Here is a 21,018-nt window from a genome sequence, read left to right as displayed (position 1 = left end):
CCTCGACACCGGTCTCCGGGGTGACCTCGGCGCCCAGGCGGGCGGAGATGCCCGGGTAGACGCTGACCTCCTCCCACGGCTCGGCCAGGTCGATCTCGTGCTCGACGCCGTGCGCGTCCACGCCCTTGATCACCGTGGTGCCCAGTGCGTCCCGGGCCGCGTTGACGATCGTCTCGCGGATCAGCTCGGCCTGGGTGTCGTAGTCGCCGTACGCCTCGTACGACTCCAGGGAGGTGAACTCCGGGTTGTGGGTGGAGTCCGCGCCCTCGTTGCGGAAGTTGCGGTTGATCTCGAAGACCTTCTCGGCGCCGCCGACCACCAGCCGCTTGAGGTACAGCTCGGGGGCGATGCGCATGTAGAGGTCGATGTCGTACGCGTTGATGTGGGTCTTGAACGGACGCGCGTTGGCGCCGCCGTGCACCGGCTGGAGCATCGGGGTCTCGACCTCGATGTAGCCGCGGTCCTCGTAGGTGCGGCGGATCGAGCGGACGACCTTGCTGCGCAGGTGCAGGATCTCGCGGGCCTCGGGGTTGACGATCAGGTCCACGTAGCGCTGGCGGACCCGGGCCTCCGGGTCGGTCAGGCCCTTGTGCTTGTCCGGCAGCGGCCGCAGGCACTTGGCGGTGAGCTCCCAGCGGTCCACCATCACGGACAGCTCGCCGCGCTTGGAGGTGATCACCTCGCCCTCGACGCCCACCTGGTCGCCGAGGTCGATGTCGGTCTTCCAGGCCGCCAGCCGCTCGGCGCCCAGCTTGTCCAGGGAGAACATCACCTGGAGGTCGCCGGTGCCGTCGCGCAGGGTGGCGAAGCAGAGCTTGCCGCCGGTGCGGGAGAGGATGACGCGGCCGGTGACGCCGGCCCGCTCGCCGGTCGCGGTGTCCGGCTCCAGGTCCGGGTGCTTGGCGCGCAGGTCGGCGATGGTGGTGGTGCGGGGGAATCCGACCGGGTACGGGTCGACGCCGGCCGCCCGGAGCCGGTCCAGCTTCTCGCGCCGGACGCGCATCTGCTCGGGAAGGTCGTCGGTCGCGGGAACAAGGCTCTGATCGCTCACCCCACAAGGGTAGCCAGCCACACGTGGTGCTCCGCGCCGGGATTGCCGCGGGGGAGGCCGCGACGGGCGGCCTCCCCCGGATCGGCGGGTCAGTTGGAGATCACGTAGAAGGTCTTGTTCGCCCGGGAGGTCCGGGTGCCGTCGGCGCTCGTGACCTCGAGGTAGAGGATCCGGGTGCCCCACCCGTTCATCGGGATGTCGACCGTCGCGCTGCCGTCGGTCGCGGCAGCGGTGCGGTCCAGCCTGTAGGCGTCGAAGCCGTAGCGGAACGTGGCCGCCTGGAGCCCGGGTTCGAGGTCGTTGGTGGCCGCGGTGAGCGTGAGCCGAACGGTCTGTCCCGAGTGGATCGGCCCGGGGTCCGAGATCGAGACCTGGAAGCCGGGGTCGCCGCCGTACCGGAAGTAGCACGGCGCGCCGGCCGCCGAGCTGTGCACGCCGTCGGTGGTGTACGCGTACCAGCTGTAGGCGGAGCCGTTCTGCAGGTCCGCCAGGGGGACCCGGGTGGAGGTGACGGCCGGATCGGCGTGGTCGACGGCCTTGCTCGCGTAGGTCCTGGTACCGGCCGGGCCGGTCATCACGACCTGCGTCCACACCTGGCCGGTGGCGCCGGGCAGAGCGCTCGTCGTGGCGTTGAAGCCGGTGCTGTAGTTGCCCGGAACGAGCCAGCGCCCTGGGCTGGCGGCGCCACAGGCCACCGTCGAGGGGGCGTCTCCCATCGACAGCCCGGTCGGTCCGCCCTGCGGGGCGGTGAAGTAGCCGAACAGGTCGACCACGACGTCCACCGAGCCGGAGTTGTTGTAGAAGTTCACGATCCCGGAGTCGTCGACCGGGACGATCACGGAGTTGGCCACGGTCTGGCCCGCGGTGTAGTTGAGGTTCGAACTGCTCGGCCGGGGGCTGGCGTTCGGGTAGACGTCCAAGTGGCCGGCGGCGGTGGGGCCGGTGGCGGTCACGTTGAGCACGACGGCGCTCACCTTGGTGGAGGCCAGGCCGGAGCCCTCGCCCACCGGCCAGCTGAGCACGCCGCCCGGGCCGACCGGTCCTCGGCCGGGGGCCCGGGTGTCCACGACCCGGGTCGGGCCGGTCGGGGTGAAGCCGGAGCCGCTGGGTGCTCCGGTGTAGAAGCCGAACACGTCCACGACGAGGTTCGCCGAACCGAGGTGGTTGTACAGGTCGATGCTGCCGTCAGCGCCGAGCGGCACCGTCACCAGGTTGGGAACGGTGTCGCCGGCGGCGAAGTTGAGGTTCGAGGTGACCGGCCGGGTGGTCCCGTGCGGGTAGACCGTCAGGTGGCTGGCGTCGCTGGTGTCGGTGGCGGTGACGTTGAGCACCACGGCGGTGGCCCCGATGGCGGGGACGCGGTTGCGGCCGGCCAGCTTGACGTTGACCGTGCCGTCGGTGCCCACCGGCTCGGCGCTGCCGTCGGGGCCGGTGGTGCGGGTGTCCAGGGCCCGGGACGGGGTGACAGGCTGGAAGGTCGAGCCGGCTGCCGCCGTGTCGTCGGTGTAGTAGCCGAACAGGTCGGCCACCAGGTCGGCCGTGCCGAGGTGGTTGTAGATGTCGACGTACCCGTTGGACACCGGGACGGTGACCAGGTTGGCCACCGTACGGCCCGGGGTGAAGTTGAGGTTCGAGGTGGTCGGCCGCGGCTTGCCGTCGGGGTGGACGGTGACGTAGCTGTCGCCGGTGGTGTCCGTCGCGGTGACGTTCAGGACCACGGCCTTGGCGTTCGGCGCGAGCTGTCCGACCTGGAAGCGCAGCGTGCTGTCCTCGCCGAGCGGCTGCACGCCCGGAACGCCGATCGCCGCGCGGGTGTCGAGCACCCGGGTCAGCTCGGTCTGGACGAACCGGCCCGGCTGGGCGGCGGCCGGGGGTACCGGGTCACCGGGGGAGGCGGCCGGGGCGGCCGGGGCGGCCGAGGCCGGCAGTCCGGCCGAGGCGAGGGCGAGGATCAGGGTGCCGCCGGTGACGACGCGGCGCAGCAAGGCGCCGCGGCCGGAGGAGAGGTCCATCCGTGCTCCAGTGGTTGCACGTCGAGTGTCGGGGAGCGAACGGCGGCGATCCGCGCGTGGTTCGGGACCGGCGCACCGACCGGCGAGGGTGAAGTCGCCCGTGATGTCGCCGGTCGGTGAAGGAATTCCGTGCCCGCCCCCGCCGGAGATCCACTCCGGCCGCACAGTCATACCAGCATGATGATCACTGTGGCTCCGCCATTGATTGCTGTTGGGCAACGATGTGTGGCGGTGCGAACGCGCAGGGGTGGCGGGTCCTCGGACCCACCACCCCTGCGCGTGGGGTCGGCGCGGCTCAGCCGGTTCCGGTGGCGAGTTCGACGTCCTCGATGCCCTCGACGTCCTCGGGGGACCGGTCGGCGGGCGGGGCGGGGGGCTTGGGGCGGCGGCCGAACAGTTCGGCGGGGGTGGGCATCCGGTGCGGACGGGGCGGGTTCTTCGCGGCGGCGGGCTGCTCCGGGCGGGAGTCGGTGCTGCTCATGGTGGTCCGTCCTCCTACAGGGGTGGGGTGACTGTGCGGGGGTGCGGCGGGGCTCGGTACGGCCACCAGGTGGCGGGGCGCCCCGGTGTGCAGGGCGAGCCGCTCGCGGACGGCGGCCTCGGCCAGTGCGTGGCAGCGCCCGGCGAGCCGGGAGCGGCGGGCCCGCTCGCCGTGGCCGCAGGGCTGGCGGGTCAGCCCGCGCAGTGCGGTGAGGTCCTCCGGACCGGGCAGGTACCCGTCGCTCACCGCCTCCTCCAGCCGTTCCAGGTAGCCGGGGGCGCTGCCGGGCAGGGCGGACCGGTAGCGCCCGAGGTCGGCGAGCAGGAAGGCGCGCAGCCGGCCGCCCTCGTGGACGGCCTCGTCGATCGCCTCGGTCAGGCGCAGGGCGTCCTGGACGTCCTCCGCCCAGAGTTCGGCGCAGGGCCCGGCGAAGGCCGGCCGGGCGGGTCCCTGGAGGTGGACGGGGACGGCGGGGTGCAGGGCTTGGGCGAGGGCTCGGCGCAGCACGCGGACTTCGTCGGCGCTGAAGGCCATGCCGCCGCGCGATCCGTGTGGCGTAGGCATGGGCTGACACTACGTGAGGAATATCCGATTTGTCGGTAACCTCGCGCCGAACCACCCACGTTCGGCCTGGTGAAAAAACCTTTCGTCGCCGCCTGTAACGCCGCCCGAGGTGCACCGGGTCATTCAGGTGTCAGGGGAGAGCGAACGAGGGGGCCGGGCAGGATGCAACCGGACGGTCAGGAGAAGGCGGCCCGGGGCGGGCGGCGGGACGAGGACTTCCAGGCCTTCGCGGCCACCCGCGCGCGACCGCTCTACCGCTCGGCCTGCCTGCTCACCGGCGGGGACACCCACCTCGCCGAGGACCTGGTGCAGGAGGCGCTCGGGCGGGTCTACGCCCAGTGGCACCGCACCTCCTGGTTCGGGGCCGGGCGCCGGATCGACAATCCGGCCGGGTACGCCCACACCGTGCTGGTGCGGGCCTTCCTCTCGCACCGCGGCCGCCGCTCCAGCGGCGAGCGGCCGGTCGGCGAGGTGCCGGACGGCGCGGCCCCGCAGGGCGACCCGGAACTGCGGCTGACCCTGGTGGACGCGCTCGGCCGGCTCGCGCCGCGCGACCGGGCGGTGCTGGTGCTCCGCTACTGGGAGGACCGCAGCGTCGAGGAGACCGCCGCGGTCCTGCACAGCACCCCGGGCGCCGTCCGGACCCAGTCCCACCGCGCGCTCGGCCGGATCCGCGCGGTGCTCGGCGGCAGCCTCGACGAGCTCGCCGGGCGCTGAGCCGTCGGCCCGCCCGCACATCACGTCAACTCGATCGGTAGAGAGGTTGGTTCAGCATGTCCGCAGAGCACGACGGGCCCGAGGAGCGGTTCGAGCGGGCCTTCACGGAGGCCATCGGCAGGGCCGGTGCGGCCTACGACACCGACGGCACCCGGCTGGTCGACACCGGCTGGTCGTACGGCCGCCGGCTGCGTCGCCGCCGGCGGGCGGGCACCGCGGTCGGCGCCGCCGCCCTGGCCCTGGTCGGGGTGGGCGGAGCCGCGCTCGGCGGCCTGCTGCCGGGCGGGGGCCCGGCCGTGGTCGGCGCGGCGTCGGGCGCGGCGTCGGGCGGGGCGTCGGCGACCCCCGTGGCCGGGGTCACCGGCCCGGAGTTCGAGCAGATGCTCATCGAACTCCTGCCGCCCGGCACGGTGACGGTGAAGGTGGGCGAGGCCCGCGGGACCGAGAGCGACACCCCGCAGCTGCGGCTGGTGCTGGACGACGGACGGGGAGCGGCGCAGTTCCTGTTCTGGATCATGCGTGACGCGGGTGGGGCGGCGTCCAAGCCCTGCCCGGCCGCGCCGACGGGCGGTGACTCCTGCGCCGATTCCGACCTCCCGGACGGCAGCCACCTGCAGCTCTACCAGGCCGCCACCCGGGACAACGAGCCGGCCGGCTCGAAGACGTGGGCCGCCGTGCTGTCCGGGAACGGCTACCGGATGATGCTCCAGGAGTGGAACCGCGAGCCGCTGGAGCGGGGCGCGCCGATCACCCGCACCGACCCGCCGCTGACCGTGGACCAGCTCGCCGCCGTGGTGAAGGACCCGCGCTGGAAGCGGGTCATGGCGGCCATCCCGGACCGGCGCGCGGGGAAGCCGACCCCGCTGCCCGGAACGACCCAGGTCACCGTCCCGCCGCCGGTCGCGGACGGCCCGGTGACCCTCCCGCCGTCGCTCATGGGGAGCCTCGCGCCCCTCCCGCCGACCCCTTTCCGGCCGCTGCCCGAGGGGTCCGCGGCGACCGTCGCCCCGCCCGCCGCCGGGGGGCCGGCGAGCGGCCCGGCGTCCTCCGCCCTGCCGGGCTTCCCGACGGCCCCGGCGACCGGACCGGCCACCCTGCCGGGCTTCCCGACCCCCGGGAACTGAACTCCGCTCAGCTCGCGGGACGGTTGCGCTCGTACACCAGGCGCAGGCCGATCAGGGTCAGCCAGGGCTCGTGCACGTCGATGGTGGTGGCCTCGCCGAGGACGAGCGGGGCCAGGCCGCCGGTGGCGATCACCTGGACGTCGTCCGGGTCCTTGGCGAGCTCCCGGGCCATCCGCTCGACCAGGCCGTCGACCTGGCCGGCGAAGCCGTAGAGGATGCCGGACTGCATGCCCTCGACGGTGTTCTTGCCGATCACGTTGCGCGGGCGGGCCAGCTCGATCTTGCGCAGCTGGGCGCCGCGGACGCCGAGCGCCTCGACCGAGATCTCGATGCCGGGGGCGATCGCGCCGCCGACGTAGTCGCCGCGCGCGTTGACGGCGTCGAAGGTGGTCGCGGTGCCGAAGTCGACCACGATGCACGGGCCGCCGTACAGGTGGTTGGCGGCCAGCGCGTTGACGATCCGGTCCGCGCCGACCTCCTTGGGGTTGTCCATCAGGACGTGCACCCCGGTCTTCACGCCGGGCTCCACGATCACCGCGGGGACGTCGCCGTAGTAGCGGCGGGTCACCTCGCGGAGCTCGTGGAGCACGGCGGGGACGGACGAGCAGATCGCCAGGCCCTCCACCGCGGCCTCCCGGACCGCGGTGTGGTTGCCCATCAACCCCTGCAGCAGCACGGCCAGTTCATCGGCCGTGCGGCGCGAATCGGTGGAGATCCGCCAGTGTTCCACCACGTCCTCGCCGTCGAACAGGCCGAGTGTGGTCTGGGTGTTGCCGACGTCGATGGTGAGGAGCATGGGGCGCTTTCTGCGAGTCGGGACGGGTCTTCGTTCGACCTGACGGTCAGGCGCGCAGGTCCAGGCCGATGTCCAGGATCGGCGAGGAGTGGGTGAGCGCGCCCACGGCCAGGTAGTCGACACCAGTCTGGGCGACCTCGCGCGCACCGGCCAGGGCCAGTCCGCCGGAGGCCTCCAGCTTCGCCCGGCCGGCCACCAGCGCGACGGCCTCCTTCAGCTGTCCGACGGTGAAGTTGTCCAGCAGGATCAGGTCCGCCCCGGCCTCCAGCACCGGCGGGATCTGCTCCAGGGTGTCCACCTCCACCTCGACCGGCAGCTCCGGGTACGCGGCCCGGACGGCCCGGAAGGCCTCGGCCACGCCGCCGGCCGCGATCACGTGGTTGTCCTTCACCAGCGCGGCGTCCGAGAGCGCCATCCGGTGGTTGGCGCCGCCGCCGCAGCGCACCGCGAACTTCTCCAGCGCGCGCAGGCCCGGGGTGGTCTTGCGGGTGTCCCGGACCACCGCGCCGGTGCCCTCCAGGGCGTCCGCCCAGGCGCGGGTGGCGGTGGCGATGCCGGACAGGTGGCAGAGCAGGTTGAGCGCGCTGCGCTCGGCGGTCAGCAGGTCGCGGGTGCGGGAGCGGACCGAGAGCAGCACCTGGCCGGCCTCCACCCGGTCGCCGTCCTCGACGTGCCGCTCGACCTCGAACTCCTCCTCGCAGACCAGCGACACGACCGCCTCGGCGACCCGCAGGCCCGCCACCACGCCGGCCTGGCGGGCGGTGAAGTCGGCGGTCGCGACGGACTCGGCGGGCACGGTCGCCACCGAGGTGACGTCCTCGCCGCCGGCCAGGTCCTCGGCCAGCGCCAGGGTGGCGATGTCCTCGACCTCGACCGGGTCCAGCCCGGCCCGCTCCAGCAGCTCGGCCAGCTGCGGGTCCAGGCCGGTCTCGTACCCCTCGCCGTCCCCGCAGGCGCAGCCGTCGCCGCAGCCGCCGGCCATCGGGAGTTCCTCGTGGGAGTGGGTCATGGTTCTACTGCTCCTCAGGGGTGCTGACCGGGCCGCCGTCGGCGGCGAGGGTGGTGATCAGGTGGCGCCGCCAGTGGGCGTCGTCGCGCTCGGGGAAGTCCTCGCGCCAGTGGCAGCCGCGGGTCTCCTCGCGCTGCCGGGCGGCCGCGACCAGGGCGGTGGCGACCGTCAGCAGGTTGGCGGCCTCCCAGGTCTCCACCCGGGGGTCGGCCGGCTTCTCCTCGGCCACGTGCGCGTACGCCTGCTCGGCGAGCAGGACCAGGCCCGCCGCCGCGTCGGCCATCGAGGCGGCCGAGCGCAGCACGCCGGCGCCGCGCGACATCAGCCGCTGGATCTCGGCGCGCGCCTCGGAGGCCGGCAGCGGGACCGCGTGCGCGGACCGGACGGCCTCGACGTCCACGGTGCGCTCGGGCAGTCCGCCGGCCGCGTGCCGCTCGGCCAGGTCGGCGGCGATCCGCTCGGCGAAGACCAGGCCCTCCAGCAGGGAGTTGGAGGCCAGCCGGTTGGCGCCGTGCACCCCGGTGCAGGCGACCTCGCCACAGGCGTACAGGCCCGGGACGGACGTCCGGCCGTGCGGGTCGGTGACGACCCCGCCGGAGGCGAAGTGCGCGGCCGGGGAGATCGGGATCGGCTCGGTCACCGGGTCGATGCCGTGCGAGCGGCAGGTGGCGAGGATGGTCGGGAAGCGCTGTTCCCACATCGCGGCGCCGAAGTGCCGCCCGTCCAGGTACATGTGGTCGGTGCCGCGCTCCTGCATGCGCCGGGTGATCGCCTTGGCGACGATGTCGCGCGGGGCCAGTTCGGCCAGCTCGTGCTGCCCGACCATGAACCGCACGCCGTCCGCGTCCACCAGGTGGGCGCCCTCGCCGCGCACGGCCTCGGAGATCAGCGGCTGCTGGCCCTCGGCCTCCGGGCCGAGCCAGAGCACGGTCGGGTGGAACTGGACGAACTCCAGGTCGGTGACGGCGGCGCCGGCCCGCAGGGCGAGCGCCACACCGTCGCCGGTGGAGACGGCCGGGTTGGTGGTGGCGGAGAAGACCTGGCCCATGCCGCCGGTGGCGAGCACCACCGCGCGGGCCCGGACGGCGCCGACGCCGTCGCGGGTGCCCTCGCCCATCACGTGCAGGGTCAGGCCGGCGGCGTGGCCCTCGGCGTCGGTCAGCAGGTCCAGGACGAGGGCGTGCTCGATCAGTTCGAGGTCGGGGTCGGTGCGGACGGCGGCGACCAGGGCGCGCGAGACCTCGGCGCCGGTGGCGTCCCCGCCCGCGTGCACGATCCGGCGGCGATGGTGGCCGCCCTCGCGGGTGAGCAGGATCTCGCCGTCCTCGCCGCGGTCGAAGTCGGCACCGGCCGCGATCAGCCGGCGGACGGCGTCCGGGCCCTCGGTGACGAGGGTGCGCACGGCCTCCTCGTCACAGATTCCGGCGCCCGCCACCAGGGTGTCGTCCAGGTGCTGCTCGGGGGTGTCGCCCTCACCCAGGGCGGCGGCTATGCCGCCCTGGGCCCAGCGGGTGGAACCCTCGTCCAGCATCGCCTTGGTGACCACCATGGCCCGCAGGCCGGCCTTGCGGACGTTGAGCGCGACGGTGAGGCCGGCCACCCCGGATCCGACCACGACCACGTCGGTGGTGGCGGTCCAGCCGGGGGTCGGCGCGGTGAGGCGGTGCGTGACGGACATGGCTCAGTGGCTCCTTCAGCGGGCGCCGGCGGTGGCCGCGCCGGTGCGGTCACCGTACGCCCTGTCACCGCGGAGCAGTCCGGTGCCCTCCGGGGCCTCGGCCGGGTCCCCGCCGAAGCCGGTGATCCGGTTGTGCCCGTCCACGAAGACGACCTTCGGCTCGTAGCCCTTGGCCTCGGCCGTGTCCATCTGCCCGTAGGCGATGAGGATGACGAGGTCGCCGGGGTGGACCAGGCGGGCGGCGGCGCCGTTGATGCCGATCACGCCGGAGCCGCGCGGGCCGGCGATGGTGTAGGTCTCCAGCCGGGCGCCGTTGTCGATGTCGACGATGTGGACCAGCTCGCCGGGGAGCAGGTCGGCGGCGTCGAGCAGGTCCTCGTCCACCGTGACGGATCCCACGTAGTGCAGGTCGGCCTGGGTCACGGTGGCCCGGTGGATCTTGGACTTGAGCATGGTGCGGAGCATTGCGGGTCACGCCTCCTGTGAGTGCATGCCTGAAGGGGATTGCTGTCGGTACTACCGAACGATGATGCGGACGTTGTCGATCAGGCGGGTCGGGCCCACCTTCGCGGCGACGGCCAGCACCGCCTCGCCCTGGAAGTCGTCCGCCGCCTCCGAGAAGTCGTGCGGGTCGATCAGGGCGAGGTAGTCCAGGGTGACGCCCTCGGCGCCGTCCAGGACGGCCGAGGCGGCCTCGCGGACGGCCTTCGGGCCCTGCGCGGCGGCGTCCCGGCCCGCGAACAGGGCCTTGGAGAGGACGAGCGCCCGGTCGCGCTCCTCCGCCGAGAGGTAGCGGTTGCGCGAGGACAGCGCCAGGCCGTCCTCCTCGCGGACGGTCGGCACGCCGACGATCTCGACGTCGAAGTCCAGGTCCGCGACCATCCGCTGGATGATCGCCAGCTGCTGGGCGTCCTTCTCGCCGAAGAACGCGAAGTCCGGGTCCGTGATGTGCAGCAGCTTGGCGACCACGGTCAGCACGCCGTCGAAGTGGCCGGGCCGGGTGGCGCCCTCGTAGCGCTCGCCCATCGGGCCCGCCACCATGCGCACCTGCGGCTCGCCGTTCGGGTAGACCTCCTCGGCGGACGGCGCGAACACCACGTCGGCGCCGCTCTCCTCGGCCAGCTTCACGTCCTCGTCGAGGGTGCGCGGGTAGCGCTCCAGGTCCTCGCCCGGGCCGAACTGGAGCGGGTTGACGAAGACCGTCACCGCGACCCGGCCGTCCCGGCCGACCTGCTTGCGGGCGGCCCGGATCAGCGCGGCGTGGCCCTCGTGCAGCGCGCCCATCGTCATCACGACCGCGTTGTCCACCGGCTGCTCGTCCGGCCAGAACGCGGCCTCGAAGTCGTCCACGGTGCGGGTGACGACGGCCCGGTGGACCTTCGGCGTCCGCTGGGGCTTGTTCGACTGCTTACCGCGTGCCATCTAGCGCTTCTCCTCGTTCAGTACGTCCAGCAGCGCCGCCGCCGACGTTTCGTCGATCGTTCCGTTGGCGAGTGCCCGCTGCGCGGTGGCGCGGGCCATCGCCCGGTAGGCCGCCGGGATGTCCGGGGACACCGTACTGAGCTGCGCCAGGTGGCGCCGCACGGTGCCCGCGTCGCCCCGGGCGACCGGGCCGGTGAGGGCCGCGTCGCCGGCCCGCAGGCTGTTGTCCAGGGCGGCGCCCAGCAGCGGGCCGAGCATCCGGCCGGGCTCGGCGACGCCGGCCGTGCGCAGCAGGTCCATCGCCTGCGCGACCAGGGTGACCAGGTGGTTCGCGCCGTGCGCGAGGGCGGTGTGGTACAGCGGGCGGACCCCCTCGGGCACCCACTCCGGCTCGCCGCCCATCTCCACCACCAGGGCCTCGGCGACCGGCCGCAGCTCCTCCGGGGCGGTCACGCCGAACGGGCAGCCGGCCAGCCGCGCCAGGTCCACCGAGGTGCCGGTGAAGGTCATCGCCGGGTGCAGGGCCAGCGGCAGCGCCCCGGCCCGGGTGGCGGGCTCCAGGACGGCCACGCCGTGCGCGCCGGAGGTGTGCACGACCAGCTGGCCGGGGCGGACCGCGCCGGTGGCGGCCAGCCCGGCCACCAGGTCGGCCAGCGCGTCGTCGGGGACGGTCAGCAGCACCAGGTCGGCGGCGGCCAGCACCTGCGGCGGGGTGACGACCCGCACGCCCGGCAGCAGCGCCTCGGCCCGGCGGCGGGAGGTGGCGGACACCCCGGAGGCGGCGACCACGGTGTGCCCGGCGAGCTGGAGCGCCGCGCCCAGCGCGGGGCCGACCCGGCCGGTGCCGACCACGCCGACGGCCAGCCGGGCCGGGCGGTTGCCCGGGTCACCGGGATCGCCGTACGGGGCGAACTCGCTGAAGTCGGACGAACCCATGTCCACCCTTGTCCTGAATGACCGTTCCGGTCCTCGACGGGTACCGGACGTACCGCCCCAGTGTACGGGCGTCGCTAGTCCGAGGCCCCGGCCCGGATCAGTCCGGCCTCGTACGCCAGCACCACGGCCTGGACCCGGTCGCGCAGGCCCAGCTTGGCCAGGATCCGGCCGACGTGGGTCTTCACGGTGGCCTCGGAGAGCACCAGCCGGGCCGCGATCTCGCCGTTCGACAGGCCCTGGGCGACCAGCAGGAACACCTCCCGCTCGCGTTCGGTCAGCGGGCCGAGGACGTCCGAGCCGGGCGCGCTCTGCGGGGTGGGCAGCACCTCGGCGAAGCGGTCGATCATCCGGCGGGTGGTGGTCGGGGCGACCACGGCGTCGCCGCCGTGCACCGCGCGGATCGCGGCCACCAGCTCCGTCGGCGGGACGTCCTTGAGCAGGAAGCCGCTGGCACCGGCCTTGAGCGCGGCGAAGGCGTACTCGTCCAGGTCGAAGGTGGTGAGGATGAGCACGTGGGGGGCGTTGGGCAGCGGGCTGCCGTCCTCGGCCAGGCAGATCCGGCGGGTCGCCTGGACGCCGTCCAGCCGCGGCATCCGGACGTCCATGAGGATCACGTCCACCTCGGTGTGCCGCAGCTTCTCCAGGGCCTGCGCGCCGTCGCCCGCCTCGGCGGCGATCTCGATGTCGCCCTGTGACTGGAGGATCATCCGGAAACCGGTGCGCAGCAGTTCCTGGTCGTCGACGAGCATCACGCGGATGGTCAAGGTGGGACTCCTTGGAGGGGGTGGACGACGGACGGGGCTAGTGGGCCGCCTTGAGCGGCAGGACGGCGCGGATCCGGAAGCCGCCGCCGGGGCGGGGGCCCACGTCGAGGCTGCCGCTGACCATGCCGACCCGTTCGCGCATGCCGATCAGGCCGTGGCCGAGGCCGTCCGCGCCGCCGGCGGTCAGGTGCTCGTCGGTGCTGCCGCGGCCGTCGTCCTCCACCAGGACGGCCAGCTCGCGCTCGCCGAAGTCCACCGCGACCCGGGCGTGCGCGTCGGGGCCGCCGTGCTTGCGGACGTTGGTGAGCGCCTCCTGGACGATCCGGTAGACGGTCAGCTCGACGCCGCGCGGCAGCTCGCGCGGCTGCCCGGAGGTGGCGTAGTCCACGTCGAGTCCGGCCGTGCGGACCTGCTCCAGCAGCTCCGGCAGCTCCTCGACGCCCGGCTGCGGAACGTATTCCTCGGCCTTGGTGTCGGAGGTGCGCAGCACGCCCAGCAGGCGGCGCATCTCGACCAGCGCCTGGCGGCCGGTGGAGGCGATGGTGCCGAGCGCCTCCTTCGCCTGCTGCGGGGAGTTGTCCATGACGTACGCGGCGCCGTCGGCCTGGACGATCATCACCGAGACGTTGTGCGCGACCACGTCGTGCAGCTCGCGGGCGATCCGGGCCCGCTCGGCGGCGACCGCCACCTTGGACTGGGCGTCCCGCTCGCGTTCCAGCCGGGCGGCGCGGTCCTCCAGCTCGGTCAGGTAGGCGCGGCGCACCCTGGTCAGCCGGCCCCAGGCCCAGCAGAGGATGAACGGCGTGCTCATCAGCAGCGTGATCAGCGCCGCCTCGCCGAAGCCGTAGGGGCGGGTGTGGGCGTCGCCGGCCCGGTCGAAGACCGTCTTCACCGGTTTCATCTGCCAGAACACCAGCGGCCCGGCGGCCAGGCCGGCCGCCAGGGCCAGCCGGGAGGTCCACTTCCGGCCGAAGGCGGCGCCGGTGTAGGCGAAGACCAGGTAGGCGATCGAGGAGAAGCCGGGGGCCACGTTCACGGCCACCTGGCCGACGCCGATGCCGGCGGCGGTGGCCACCGTGAGATCGGGGTAGCGCCGCCGGAAGACCATCAGCAGCGGCAGCACCACGGCGACCGCGATCGAGACGTCGAAGCGCCAGCCCTCGTCGAGGGCGGCCTCGTTCGGGATCAGTCCGAAGAAGAGCACGATCGCCGCCCATGCGGCGTCGACCACCATGGGGTGACGGCGGAGCCAGGCGTTGAGTCGATGCACGTGTCCAGCGTAGGCAGTCGCTTGGCGTGCCCAGGTCCGCCGGTAGGGCGATCCGTCCTACTCCGTAGGTCGGAGAAGCACCCGCTCCGATGGGGAGGGCCCGCCCCCGGCCCGGTAGCGTCGCCTCCCATGACTTGGACGCGGTGGGCACCCGCCATGGAACAGGCCCTGTACGAACCGGGGCGGGGGTTCTACCGCAGGCCGGAGGGCCCGGCCGGGCACTTCCGCACCTCCGTGCACGCCTCGCCGAGGTTCGCCCGTGCGGTGGCCCGGCTGCTCCTGGAGGTTGACGAGGCCCTCGGCCGTCCGGAGGAGCTGGCCCTGGTCGACGTCGGGGCCGGGCGGGGCGAACTGCTCACCGGTGTCCTGGCCGAGCTGCCCGCGCCGGTGCTGGCGCGGCTGCGCCCGTACGGCGTGGAGATCGCCGGGCGGCCGGACGGTCTGCCGTCCACAGCCCTGTGGACGGACGAGCCGCCGCGAGGGGTGACCGGGCTGCTGTTCGCCAACGAGTGGCTGGACAACGTCCCGCTGGACGCCGGGGAGGTGGACGAGGACGGGGTGCTGCGCTACGTCGAGGTGGACACCGCGACCGGCGACACCCGACTCGGCGAGCCGGTCTCGGCGGCCGACGCGGCCTGGGCCGAGCGCTGGTGGCCGGTCGCGGAGCCCGGCGAGGCGGTGGAGTTCGGCGGCCCCCGGGACGCCGCCTGGGCGCGGGCCGTGGCCGGGCTGGAGCGCGGCCTGGCCGTCGCCGTCGACTACGGGCACACCGCCGGGCGGCGCCCGCCGTTCGGCACCTACGCCGGCTTCCGGGACGGCCGGGAGGTGTCCCCGGTGCCGGACGGCTCCTGCGACGTCACCGCCCACGTCGCGCTGGACTCCGCCGCCGTGCCCGGTCTCCACAGCCTGTGGACGACGCAGCGGGAGGCGCTGCGGGCGCTCGGCGTGAGCGGCGGGCGCCCGCCGCTCACGCTGGCCGGCAGCGACCCGGCCGGCTACCTGCGGGCGCTGAGCGCGGCCGGGGAGGGGGCCGAGCTGACCGACCCGGGCGGACTGGGCGCCTTCGGGTGGCTGGTGCAGGCCGTCCGCATGACGGAACCGGTGAGCTTGGCGGGCCTGCCGGGATGGCAGACTCTGGGGGCATGAGGGAGACCACGGTCGGCATCGGGGCGGGAGCCGAGAACTTCACCGGCGCGGCGGGCACCACCGACATGGTGCTCAACATCGGCCCGCAGCACCCGGCCACCCACGGCGTGCTGCGGCTGCGGATGCTGCTCGACGGCGAGCGCATCGTGAGCGCCGAGCCGGTGATCGGCTACATGCACCGGGGCGCGGAGAAGCTGTTCGAAGCCCGGGACTACCGGCAGATCATCATGCTGGCCAACCGGCACGACTGGCTCTCCGCCTTCTCCAACGAACTCGGCGTCGTCACGGCCGTCGAGCGGATGCTCGGCATGGAGGTCCCCGAGCGGGCGGTGTGGATCCGCACCCTGCTCGCCGAACTCAACCGGGTGCTCAACCACCTGATGTTCCTCGGCTCGTACCCCCTGGAACTCGGCGGGATCACCCCGGTCTTCCACGCCTTCAACGGCCGCGAGGACCTCCAGCACGTGCTGGAGGAGGCCTCCGGCGGCCGGATGCACTACATGTTCAACCGGGTCGGCGGCCTCAAGGAGGACCTGCCGGCCGGCTGGCTCGGCCGGGTCCGCACCGCCGTCGCCACCGTGCGCTCGCAACTGCCCGTCTTCGAGGACCTCGTCCTCGGCAACGAGATCTTCCGCGCCCGCACCGCCGGCGTCGGCGTCCTCACCCGCGCGCAGGCCCAGGCGTACGGCGTCAGCGGCCCCATCGCCCGGGCCAGCGGCCTCGACCTCGACCTGCGCCGCGACGACCCCTACCTGGCGTACGGCTCCGAGGAACTGCGGCAGGTGCTCACCGTCGTCACCCGCGAGGAGGGCGACTGCCTGGCCCGCTTCGAGTGCCTGCTGGAGCAGACCCTCAACTCGCTGGACCTCGCCGACGCCTGCCTCGACAAGCTCGCCGCGCTGCCGCCCGGCCCGGTCAACCAGCGGCTGCCCAAGGTGCTCAAGGCGCCCGAGGGCAGCACCTACGCGTGGACCGAGAACCCGCTCGGGGTCAACGGCTACTACCTGGTCTCGCGCGGCGACAAGACGCCGTGGCGGCTCAAGCTGCGCTCGGCGTCCTTCAACAACGTCCAGGTGCTGACCGAGCTGCTGCCGGGGACGCTGGTCGCGGACATGGTGGCGATCCTGGGGTCGATGTTCTTCGTGGTCGGGGACATCGACAAGTAGGCCGCCCGGTGCGGCGGGCACCGGTCGGCCCGGTCGGGACCGGGCGCCCTCCGACGAGCCGCCCGGTCCGGTGCGTCACCCGGTCCGGTGCGTCACCTGGCCTTGGACTTCTTGGCCGGGTCCGCCGGGTGCGGGGCCACCTTGCGGTCGCCCTTGGTCGCGATCCGCTCCTCGCACAGCCGCGCCAGCACCTCGTACCCCGCCCTGCCCATCAGCTCGGTGAGCTCCGGGCGGTAGCTGACGTACACCGGCTCCGCGCCCTGGTGGGCCGCCGGGGCGCCGGTGCACCACCAGTGCAGGTCGTGGCCGCCCGGGCCCCAGCCCCGGCGGTCGTACTCGCCGATCGACACCTGGAGGTAGCGGGTGTCGTCGGGGCGGTCGATCCAGTCGTAGGTGCGGCGGATCGGCAGCTGCCAGCACACGTCCGGCTTGGTCTCCAGCGGCTCGCGGCCCTCCTTGAGGGCGAGCGCGTGCAGGGCGCAGCCGGCGCCGCCCGCGAAGTCCGGGCTGTTCACGAAGATGCAGGCGCCGCCGACCCGGCGGGTCTGGCGGTCGCCGTCCTCGTCCAGCATGGTGACGCCGCCGTCGGAGGTGATCCGGCCCTTGGCGTCGGTGCCCTCGGCGAAGTTCTCCCACAGCTCGGGGGTCAGCCGGGCCGCGTGCCCCAGGACGCGCTTCTCGTCGTCCTCGTCCGAGAAGTGCGCGCCGAGCGTGCAGCAGCCGTCCGACTCGCCGCGGCCCTCGCGGATGCCGTGGCAGCCCTGGCCGAAGACGCAGGACCAGCGGGAGGTCAGCCAGGTCAGGTCGCAGCGGAAGACCTGCTCGTCGTCGGCGGGGTCGGCGAACTCGACCCAGGCGCGGGGGAAGTCGAGCGGGACCTCGTCGCGCGGGATCTCGCGGCGCAGGGTCGGCATCGCGAGGTCGACGGGGGCGGGGGAGGCCTTCGGCTTCGCCTTGGCCTTCTTCTTGGACGTTTCTGCTGGTGCCACCCGGCAAGGGTAGAGCTTTCGGTGGCGGCGGCGCGGTGGCGGGACCGGCGGTGGAGCCCGTGGCGGGTGGAGCCGCCCGGGTGGAGGCGGGGTGAAGGGGGCCGTCGGGCGCCGTGGGACAAGCGCCGAGTCGCTACCGGATCCGTGTCTGGTCGGTGCCGGGTCGGTGCCTGGTCGGTGCCGGGTCCGCTGCGGAGAGGTACCGGGGAGGTACGGGGATGGCAGCCGGCAGCACCGGGGCGTCCGACCGCGCGGGCGGGGAGTTCGTCCTCAAGCCGTGGGAACTGTGCGGAGAGGGCCGGGAGTTCGAGAAGCTCGGCGGCGACCCGGCGAAGGCCGCCACCGCCCTGGAGCGGGGCCTCGCCGCCCTGGGCGCCCCGTGGGGGACGGACCGGCCCCGGACCAGCACGAATACCGCCGCACCCCCTCTCGTCAGGGCCCGGATCGCGTAGCGTGGAGAGTTATGCGACTCGGTGTGCTCGACGTAGGTTCCAACACGGTCCACTTCCTCGTGGTGGACGCCCATCCGGGCGCTGCCCCGCTGCCCGCTTACTCCCACAAGGCCGAGCTGCGCCTGGCCGAGCTACTGGACGGGGACGGTGCGATAAGCGAGGCCGGGGTCGAGCGGCTGGTCGGCCACGTCGCCTCCTCGCTGCGGGTCGCCGAGGACAAGGGCGTCGTCGACATCCTCCCGTTCGCCACCTCCGCCGTGCGCGAGGCCGCCAACGGCGAGGAGGTGCTGCGCCGGGTGGCCGCCGAGACCGGCGTCGAGCTGCGTGTGCTGTCCGGGCAGGACGAGGCCCGGCTGACCTTCCTGGCCGTCCGCCGCTGGTTCGGCTGGTCCTCGGGCCGGCTGCTCAACCTGGACATCGGCGGGGGCTCGCTGGAGATCGCCTGCGGTCCGGACGAACAGCCGGACGTCGCCTGTTCGCTGCCGCTGGGCGCCGGCCGGCTGACCGCCCGCTGGCTGCCGGGGGACGTCGCCGACCCGGAGGGGCTGCGCGAGCTGAGACGCCACATCCGGGCCGAGCTCGCCACCGTGGTCGGTGAGATCACCCGGCTCGGCCCGCCGCGGCACGCGGTCGCCACTTCCAAGACCTTCAAGCAGCTGGCCCGGATGACCGGTGCCGCCCCCGCCGACGCCGGCCCGTACGCCGATCGTCGGCTCACCCGCGGCGGGCTGGCCTCCTGGCTGCCCCGGCTGTCCGCGATGACCGTCGCCGAGCGCGCCCGGATCCCCGGTGTCTCGGAGGGTCGGGCCAAGCAGCTGCTGGCGGGGGCGCTGGTCGCCGACGCCGCGATGGACCTGTTCGGTCTGGAGGAGCTGGACGTCTGTCCGTGGGCGCTGCGCGAGGGCATCATCCTGCGCCGCCTGGACGCCATGGACGGCTCCGCCGACCGTCGCCGCCCGGCGCTCACTCCGTAGGCGGGGCGCGCACCCGTACCGGGGACACCAGCGGGAGGCCCGCCCGCCGGACTCCCCTCCGCGGACCGGCCCGCCCCCGACCGACCCGCCGGGCGCCCTCCCCGGGACAACGTGCCGATGGTCACTGCGCCGGTCGTCCAGCCCCGTTCGCCGCGTGCTCCGCTTACGCTGTCTCCCGTGGTGCAAGCAGCGGGCGAGGACGGAACGCAGGAGGACCGCACTCCCGGGAACGGGCAGTCGCGGCCGGACGGCCCGCGCCGCCGCCTTGGCAAGGCGGTCACGGGCGCCACCGCCGCCCAGGCCGCCAAGCAGGCCGCGAAGGCCGTCAAGGCCGCCCAGCGCACCGCGAGGACGGCTGCCGCGAAGTCGGCCGCCGCCAAGACGGCCGCCGCCAAGACGACCGCCGCCAAGACGACCGCCGCCAAGACGACCGCCGCCAAGACGACCGCCGCCAAGACGACCGCGGCGAAGAAGACCGCCGCCGGGAAGCCGTCCCCGAAGAGTCCCGCCGCGAAGAAGGCCGCCCCCAAGAAGGCCCCCGCGAAGCGGACCGCCCCGAAGGAGACCCGCACCGCCCGGGCCGCCGGCGCCGCCAAAGCCGCCGTCCAGTCCGTCCGCTCGGTCAAGGCCGCCAAGCGCGACGCGGCCCGCCCGCCGCTGCTGCGCACCACCGACCGGCTGGTGCTGCCCCGGCACCCGGCCCTGCACATCCCCGACACCAAGGTGGTGCTGTCCACCGCCTCGGTGTACCCGGCGAGCACCGCCGTCGCCTTCGAGCTGGCCGCCAAGCTCGGCTACGACGGGGTCGAGGTGATGGTCTGGAACGACCCGGTCAGCCAGGACATCGAGGCCCTGCGCCGGCTCTCCGACGCCCACCGGATGCCGATCCTGGCCGTGCACGCGCCCTGCCTGCTGATCACCCAGCGGGTGTGGACCACCGACCCGTGGACGAAGCTGGTCCGGGCCCGGGCGGCGGCCGAGAAGCTCGGCGCGAGCGCCGTCGTCGTCCACCCGCCGTTCCGCTGGCAGCGCCAGTACGCCCGGGAGTTCGTCGAGGGCATCGGCCGGATGGCGGGCGAGACGGACGTCCGCTTCGCCGTCGAGAACATGTACCCGTGGCGTTACCGCGACCGCGAGATGCTCGCGTACGCACCGGGCTGGGACGTCACCGACGAGGAGTACCGGCACTTCACCATCGACCTCTCGCACGCCGCCACCTCCCGGATCGACACCTTCGCCATGGTCGAGCGGATGGGCGACCGGCTGGCCCACGTCCACCTGGCCGACGGCAGCGGCTCCGGCAAGGACGAGCACCTGATCCCCGGCCGCGGCAAGCAGCCCTGCGCCGAGCTGCTGGAGCACCTGGCCCGCACCGGTTTCGACGGCCACGTGGTGCTGGAGGTCAACACCCGCCGCTCGTCCTCCCCCGCCGAACGTGAGGCCGACCTGGCCGAGGCCCTCGCCTTCACGCGCTTGCACCTGGCCACCCCGTCGCGCGTACGCTGAGTCGCCGGGTGCCCGGCCGGGCACGAACTTCCTTACGGAGGGGGACGCATGACGGAGGGTCGGAACTACCGTGAGGCCGCCGCGAGCTTCGGCGGGGTCGCCGCCGAGTACGAGCGGGGGCGGCCCGGTTACCCGGACGCGCTGTTCGACGCGCTGGAGCGGCTCTGGGGCCGCGGCCTCGACGGTGCCCGGGTCCTGGACGTCGGCGCCGGTACCGGCATCGCGACCCGGCTGCTGGCCGCGCGGGGCGCGCGGGTGGTCGCCGTCGAGCCCAGCCCGGGCATGGCCGCCCGCTTCCTGCTCTCCTCGCCCGACCTGCCGCTGGTCCGGGGCACCGGTGACGACCTGCCCTTCCACGACGACTCCGCCGACCTGGTCACCTACGCCCAGGCCTTCCACTGGACGTATCCCGAGAAGTCCGTTCCCGAGGCGGTCCGGGTGCTGCGGCCGGGCGGTGCCGTCGCCGCCTGGTGGAACGTGTACGACGAGACGGTGCCCTGGGTCCGGGCAAGGAGCGAGCGGATGGCCGCCGCCCTCCCCGACCGCTACCACGGCTACGGCGGGGTCGGCGGCCACGTCGGCCACTTCGCCCCGGCCGGCCTCGCGGTCCAGCGGACGTCGCTGCACTGGGAGCGGCGGGTCACCGTCGACCACGTGATCACGGACCTGACCTCCCGCTCCTACCTGGCCTCGCTCAGCCCGGAGGAGCGGGCGCCGGTGCTGGCCGCCGAACGGGAGGCGCTGTTCGCGGTGTTCCCGGACGGCGACGTGGTCGAGCCGTTCACCGTCGACCTCACCGTGGCCGTCAAGCCCGGCTGACCGGGGCCACTGCCCCGGGGCCACTGATCGCGCCACTGACCGGGCCGCCCGCCGCCTGCCCGCATCGCGGACGGGCCGTCCGCCCGCCGGACGGCGGGCGTAGGCTCGGTACCCACGGCGGCCCCCGTACCCTCCCACCCAG

Annotated in this window: 20 protein-coding genes; 8 read left to right on the top strand and 12 right to left on the bottom strand. The window is 74.1% G+C overall.

Annotation, left to right across the window (positions count from 1 at the left end):
* The 3 genes from ACWD4P_RS24900 to ACWD4P_RS24890 form a co-directional block, all read right to left on the bottom strand.
* On the bottom strand, positions 1–1,051 hold a 1,051-nt coding region (locus ACWD4P_RS24900; RefSeq protein ID WP_449781086.1), incomplete at its 3' end, for a lysine--tRNA ligase.
* 89 nt (positions 1,052–1,140) lie between these two features.
* Entirely contained in the window at positions 1,141–3,063 is a 1,923-nt protein-coding gene (locus ACWD4P_RS24895; RefSeq protein ID WP_449781085.1) for a hypothetical protein, read from the bottom strand.
* A 295-nt stretch (positions 3,064–3,358) separates the two neighbouring features.
* A complete protein-coding gene (locus ACWD4P_RS24890) occupies positions 3,359–4,108 on the bottom strand; it encodes a hypothetical protein (RefSeq protein WP_359821132.1) in 750 nt (249 codons plus the stop codon).
* 162 nt (positions 4,109–4,270) lie between these two features.
* Between ACWD4P_RS24890 and ACWD4P_RS24885 the strand changes: the two genes are divergently transcribed.
* Together ACWD4P_RS24885 and ACWD4P_RS24880 are read left to right on the top strand one after the other, a co-directional pair.
* Positions 4,271–4,825, top strand: coding sequence for a SigE family RNA polymerase sigma factor (locus tag ACWD4P_RS24885; RefSeq protein WP_359821130.1), 555 nt, complete (start codon positions 4,271–4,273; stop codon positions 4,823–4,825).
* 56 nt (positions 4,826–4,881) lie between these two features.
* The gene (locus ACWD4P_RS24880) at positions 4,882–5,949 is read left to right on the top strand and encodes a hypothetical protein (protein ID WP_449781084.1); all 1,068 of its coding nucleotides are present in this window, start codon (positions 4,882–4,884) and stop codon (positions 5,947–5,949) included.
* A gap of 7 nt (positions 5,950–5,956) precedes the next feature.
* Here the strand turns inward: ACWD4P_RS24880 and ACWD4P_RS24875 are convergent, their stop codons facing one another.
* From ACWD4P_RS24875 to ACWD4P_RS24840, 8 genes are all read right to left on the bottom strand, one after another.
* Positions 5,957–6,745: a type III pantothenate kinase gene (locus tag ACWD4P_RS24875; RefSeq protein ID WP_359822670.1), complete on the bottom strand. Its 789-nt coding sequence runs from the start codon at positions 6,743–6,745 to the stop codon at positions 5,957–5,959.
* Between the two features lie 46 nt (positions 6,746–6,791).
* Positions 6,792–7,754 carry a carboxylating nicotinate-nucleotide diphosphorylase gene (gene nadC / locus ACWD4P_RS24870; RefSeq protein ID WP_449781083.1) on the bottom strand — a complete coding sequence of 321 codons (963 nt, stop codon included), beginning with the start codon at positions 7,752–7,754 and terminating at the stop codon, positions 6,792–6,794.
* 4 nt (positions 7,755–7,758) lie between these two features.
* A complete protein-coding gene (locus tag ACWD4P_RS24865; protein WP_359822665.1) occupies positions 7,759–9,432 on the bottom strand; it encodes an L-aspartate oxidase in 1,674 nt (557 codons plus the stop codon).
* A gap of 15 nt (positions 9,433–9,447) precedes the next feature.
* The gene (panD, locus tag ACWD4P_RS24860) at positions 9,448–9,897 is read right to left on the bottom strand and encodes an aspartate 1-decarboxylase (protein WP_359822662.1); all 450 of its coding nucleotides are present in this window, start codon (positions 9,895–9,897) and stop codon (positions 9,448–9,450) included.
* A gap of 51 nt (positions 9,898–9,948) precedes the next feature.
* Positions 9,949–10,854, bottom strand: a complete 906-nt coding sequence (panC, locus tag ACWD4P_RS24855) for a pantoate--beta-alanine ligase (RefSeq protein WP_359822659.1) — start codon at positions 10,852–10,854, stop codon at positions 9,949–9,951.
* Positions 10,855–11,790, bottom strand: coding sequence for a Rossmann-like and DUF2520 domain-containing protein (locus tag ACWD4P_RS24850; protein WP_359822657.1), 936 nt, complete (start codon positions 11,788–11,790; stop codon positions 10,855–10,857).
* 74 nt (positions 11,791–11,864) lie between these two features.
* Complete coding sequence (locus ACWD4P_RS24845; RefSeq protein WP_359822654.1) at positions 11,865–12,554, bottom strand: response regulator transcription factor; 690 nt, start codon at positions 12,552–12,554, stop codon at positions 11,865–11,867.
* 37 nt (positions 12,555–12,591) lie between these two features.
* On the bottom strand, positions 12,592–13,824 hold the full coding sequence (locus ACWD4P_RS24840) for a sensor histidine kinase (protein ID WP_359822651.1): 1,233 nt from the start codon (positions 13,822–13,824) through the stop codon (positions 12,592–12,594).
* 129 nt (positions 13,825–13,953) lie between these two features.
* On the opposite strand from ACWD4P_RS24840, the gene ACWD4P_RS24835 reads away from it, so the two are divergent.
* Positions 13,954–14,970, top strand: a complete 1,017-nt coding sequence (locus ACWD4P_RS24835; RefSeq protein ID WP_449781082.1) for an SAM-dependent methyltransferase — start codon at positions 13,954–13,956, stop codon at positions 14,968–14,970.
* Complete coding sequence (locus ACWD4P_RS24830; protein WP_359822646.1) at positions 14,967–16,136, top strand: NADH-quinone oxidoreductase subunit D; 1,170 nt, start codon at positions 14,967–14,969, stop codon at positions 16,134–16,136. Before ACWD4P_RS24835 ends, ACWD4P_RS24830 begins: the two co-directional genes overlap by 4 nt.
* A gap of 92 nt (positions 16,137–16,228) precedes the next feature.
* Here the strand turns inward: ACWD4P_RS24830 and ACWD4P_RS24825 are convergent, their stop codons facing one another.
* On the bottom strand, positions 16,229–17,050 hold the full coding sequence (locus ACWD4P_RS24825) for a hypothetical protein (RefSeq protein WP_449781089.1): 822 nt from the start codon (positions 17,048–17,050) through the stop codon (positions 16,229–16,231).
* A gap of 293 nt (positions 17,051–17,343) precedes the next feature.
* On the opposite strand from ACWD4P_RS24825, the gene ACWD4P_RS24820 reads away from it, so the two are divergent.
* From ACWD4P_RS24820 to ACWD4P_RS24805, 4 genes are all read left to right on the top strand, one after another.
* Positions 17,344–17,577: a hypothetical protein gene (locus ACWD4P_RS24820; RefSeq protein WP_449781081.1), complete on the top strand. Its 234-nt coding sequence runs from the start codon at positions 17,344–17,346 to the stop codon at positions 17,575–17,577.
* A gap of 11 nt (positions 17,578–17,588) precedes the next feature.
* Positions 17,589–18,551 (top strand): Ppx/GppA phosphatase family protein, encoded by a 963-nt coding sequence (locus ACWD4P_RS24815; RefSeq protein WP_359822643.1) that lies wholly within the window; start codon positions 17,589–17,591, stop codon positions 18,549–18,551.
* 702 nt (positions 18,552–19,253) lie between these two features.
* A complete protein-coding gene (locus tag ACWD4P_RS24810; protein WP_359822673.1) occupies positions 19,254–20,057 on the top strand; it encodes a sugar phosphate isomerase/epimerase family protein in 804 nt (267 codons plus the stop codon).
* A 48-nt stretch (positions 20,058–20,105) separates the two neighbouring features.
* On the top strand, positions 20,106–20,876 hold the full coding sequence (locus tag ACWD4P_RS24805; RefSeq protein WP_449781080.1) for a class I SAM-dependent methyltransferase: 771 nt from the start codon (positions 20,106–20,108) through the stop codon (positions 20,874–20,876).
* The last annotated feature ends 142 nt before the right edge of the window (positions 20,877–21,018 follow it).

It is taken from the genome of Kitasatospora sp. NPDC002543 (assembly GCF_053594915.1).
The sequence above is the reverse complement of the archived record's forward strand: the minus strand, read 5'-3'. Positions and strand labels throughout refer to the sequence as shown.

Coding starts and splice junctions, on each gene's coding strand:
- ACWD4P_RS24895 (WP_449781085.1), bottom strand. CDS start 3,063: ATGGACCTCTCCTCCGGCCGCGGCGCCTTGCTGCGCCGCGTCGTCACC.
- ACWD4P_RS24890 (WP_359821132.1), bottom strand. CDS start 4,108: ATGCCTACGCCACACGGATCGCGCGGCGGCATGGCCTTCAGCGCCGAC.
- ACWD4P_RS24885 (WP_359821130.1), top strand. CDS start 4,271: ATGCAACCGGACGGTCAGGAGAAGGCGGCCCGGGGCGGGCGGCGGGAC.
- ACWD4P_RS24880 (WP_449781084.1), top strand. CDS start 4,882: ATGTCCGCAGAGCACGACGGGCCCGAGGAGCGGTTCGAGCGGGCCTTC.
- ACWD4P_RS24875 (WP_359822670.1), bottom strand. CDS start 6,745: ATGCTCCTCACCATCGACGTCGGCAACACCCAGACCACACTCGGCCTG.
- nadC (WP_449781083.1), bottom strand. CDS start 7,754: ATGACCCACTCCCACGAGGAACTCCCGATGGCCGGCGGCTGCGGCGAC.
- ACWD4P_RS24865 (WP_359822665.1), bottom strand. CDS start 9,432: ATGTCCGTCACGCACCGCCTCACCGCGCCGACCCCCGGCTGGACCGCC.
- panD (WP_359822662.1), bottom strand. CDS start 9,897: ATGCTCCGCACCATGCTCAAGTCCAAGATCCACCGGGCCACCGTGACC.
- panC (WP_359822659.1), bottom strand. CDS start 10,854: ATGGCACGCGGTAAGCAGTCGAACAAGCCCCAGCGGACGCCGAAGGTC.
- ACWD4P_RS24850 (WP_359822657.1), bottom strand. CDS start 11,790: ATGGGTTCGTCCGACTTCAGCGAGTTCGCCCCGTACGGCGATCCCGGT.
- ACWD4P_RS24835 (WP_449781082.1), top strand. CDS start 13,954: ATGACTTGGACGCGGTGGGCACCCGCCATGGAACAGGCCCTGTACGAA.
- ACWD4P_RS24830 (WP_359822646.1), top strand. CDS start 14,967: ATGAGGGAGACCACGGTCGGCATCGGGGCGGGAGCCGAGAACTTCACC.
- ACWD4P_RS24825 (WP_449781089.1), bottom strand. CDS start 17,050: ATGCCGACCCTGCGCCGCGAGATCCCGCGCGACGAGGTCCCGCTCGAC.
- ACWD4P_RS24820 (WP_449781081.1), top strand. CDS start 17,344: ATGGCAGCCGGCAGCACCGGGGCGTCCGACCGCGCGGGCGGGGAGTTC.
- ACWD4P_RS24815 (WP_359822643.1), top strand. CDS start 17,589: ATGCGACTCGGTGTGCTCGACGTAGGTTCCAACACGGTCCACTTCCTC.
- ACWD4P_RS24805 (WP_449781080.1), top strand. CDS start 20,106: ATGACGGAGGGTCGGAACTACCGTGAGGCCGCCGCGAGCTTCGGCGGG.